General features: G+C 67.5%; 2 protein-coding genes. Both read right to left on the minus strand.

Going from position 1 to position 1,887, the window contains the following annotated elements; translation table 11 throughout:
* Nucleotides 1-587, minus strand: a 587-nt coding sequence (locus I73_RS29790; protein ID WP_159105917.1) for a GGDEF domain-containing protein, incomplete at its 3' end; no start/stop codon positions are given.
* Nucleotides 588-1,080: 493 nt separating this feature from the next.
* Nucleotides 1,081-1,797 carry a Crp/Fnr family transcriptional regulator gene (locus I73_RS21970; RefSeq protein ID WP_022982588.1) on the minus strand — a complete coding sequence of 239 codons (717 nt, stop codon included), beginning with the start codon at nucleotides 1,795-1,797 and terminating at the stop codon, nucleotides 1,081-1,083.
* Between the last annotated feature and the right edge of the window lie 90 nt (nucleotides 1,798-1,887).

Below are 1,887 nucleotides of genomic sequence, written 5' to 3' on the forward strand. Positions count from 1 at the left end.
TGGCGGTGCGGCATGGCGCAGCACTCGTCCACACTGTGGCCATCCTGCGGGCACAGGGCGATGCCAATGCTGGGGCGCACCGACAGGTTCAGCGTACCGATCTGCATCGGGGCCGCCACGGCGTCGAACAGTTTGTCGGCCAGGTGGCCGATCTGTTCGCGGCTGGACAGCCCATCGCACAGGCAGGCGAACTCATCCCCACCCAGGCGGCTGACCATGTCGCCGGACCGGAGCAGGCGGCCCAGCCGGGCGCCCACGATCTGCAGCAACTCGTCACCCACATGGTGGCCATGGGCGTCGTTGATGGGCTTGAAGGCGTCCAGATCCAGGAACAGCACGGCCAGCATGCCCGGATGCGCGCCACGCTGGGCCAGGGCCTGTTCGAGCCGCTCGACGAAAAAGCGCCGGTTGGGCAGCTGGGTCAGGCTGTCGTGCAGGGCCAGGTGCCGGGCGTGCCGCTCCCCGTCGCGGGTGCCGGTCAGTTCCGCATGGATCCGGTCCAGCGTTGCCTGGGTTTCCAGGACATGGCGCTCCAGCTCCCGCGAGCGCGCCAACTCCTGCATCAGCATCTGATACAGCTGGCCCATGGTCTGCACGCATGCCGCCAACTCGGTGCGATGGCGTGAAGGGCAGGGCGCAATCGCCGTACCGGTCTTGCGGGGAACCACCAGCCCCTCCAGCTGTGCGGTGACGCTGCCGAACAGCGCCTCCAGATGCGCTGGGGTCGATGGCCCCTTCATACGGTCCGAGGCGCCCGCGCGGGAGCCCCCCGGACCTTTGCGCCCCGCAACCGGATGGCTTTGCCACATGCTGTGCCCCATCGGCCGTCTCCCCGTCAAAGTCAGCCCGTGCGACCCCGCCCGCAAGGGCTTCACGACTTCTGTCGAGGAGGCGCCGCAACACCCCCCGCCGGGGGTGCGGGCGGGGGTGCCTTCTTGGGCTTCTTGGCTTCCTTGTTGCCGCGCTGTGGCTTGCTCATGGTGTCTCTCTGGGTGAACGACAGTGCGGCTCCGAGCATCTCTGAGATCCGCCTTGCCGACCGCTGCAGTATGGTCGGCCGGGGCAGGCGTGCTCTGTTCGCTAGCGAACGCAGGGGGTCAGCAGACGGTCGTACTCGCGCTTGACCACCGCATAGCACTCGCAGGTGCGCGCCTCCAGGCCGGGCCGGTCCAGCACGGTGATGTGTCCCCGCGCATAGCGGATCAGGCCAGCCGCCTGCAGCTTCAGGGCAGCCTCGGTCACGCCTTCGCGCCGCACCCCCAGCATGTTGGCGATCAGCTCCTGCGTCATCACCAGTTCGTTACCCGACAGGCGATCCAGGCTCAACAGCAGCCAGCGGCACAGCTGCTGGTCCAGCGAGTGGTGGCGGTTGCAGACAGCCGTCTGCGACATCTGCGTGATCAGGGCCTGGGTGTAGCGCAGCATCAGGTGCATGACCGGACCCGCCCGTTCGAACTCTTCCTTGAGCAGCAGCGCGCGCAGGCGAAGGCCCTGACCCGCGCTTTGCACCACGCCGCGGCTGGGCGTGGAGTCGCCCCCCATGAACAGCGAGATGCCCACCAGACCTTCGTTGCCCACCATGGCGATCTCGGCCGAGGCGCCGGTCTCTGTCACATAAAGAATGGACACGATGGCCGTGGTCGGAAAGTACACGTGGCTCAGGGTGCGCCCGGGTTCGTAGAGCGCCAGCCCCAGCGGCAAGTCGACCGGCTCCAGGTGCGGCAACCAGCGGGCCTTTTCTTCCGGGGCCAGGCGCGAGAGCAGGCGGTTTTGCTCGCAGGCGAGGACCAGAGCCATGGGCGTTCTCCAGGATACCTACGGTTGCGGCGCACCGACAGAACACCTCGCGTAGAAGCAAGGACCATGCGCTCTCTTCTGGCTCACTAT

This window comes from Ideonella sp. B508-1 (assembly GCF_000333615.1).
In the GTDB taxonomy this organism is placed as follows: domain Bacteria; phylum Pseudomonadota; class Gammaproteobacteria; order Burkholderiales; family Burkholderiaceae_C; genus Ideonella.

Coding starts and splice junctions, on each gene's coding strand:
- I73_RS21970 (WP_022982588.1), bottom strand. CDS start 1,797: ATGGCTCTGGTCCTCGCCTGCGAGCAAAACCGCCTGCTCTCGCGCCTG.